1 protein-coding gene is annotated in these 295 nt (G+C 69.2%); it reads left to right on the top strand.

From position 1 onward, the window contains the following. Positions 1 to 62: 62 nt before the first annotated feature. A partial coding sequence (locus ACM6J5_RS24220; RefSeq protein ID WP_414929483.1) for a toxin VasX occupies positions 63 to 295 on the top strand: 233 nt, incomplete at its 3' end.

Genomic DNA, 295 nt, shown 5'->3' with positions numbered 1-295 from the left:
CTGCAGCGTAGCGCCCGGGGCGAAGGACGCCTGGGCCAGTTGTTTCTCCAGGGAGCACGACCATGACCGCCCCGACCGACCTGCTCAACTTCGTGGCCCGGCAAACGTTCAGCACCGAAGGCAACAGTCCCTGCGTCAGCTGTAAACGCTCGGTGTCCCTGCTGCCGCTGCGCTATGCCGTGATCGGGCACACCGATTCGGCCCTGCCTCCTGCCCTGGCCGGGGCGGAGCCCCTCGCCAGCCTGCCCCTGACCGCCGCGCGCTATACCGTGCGCGCACTGCGCGAGGGGTATCT

Source organism: Pseudomonas sp. IT-P74 (assembly GCF_949768175.1).
Lineage (GTDB): Bacteria > Pseudomonadota > Gammaproteobacteria > Pseudomonadales > Pseudomonadaceae > Aquipseudomonas.
The sequence above is the reverse complement of the archived record's forward strand: the minus strand, read 5'-3'. Positions and strand labels throughout refer to the sequence as shown.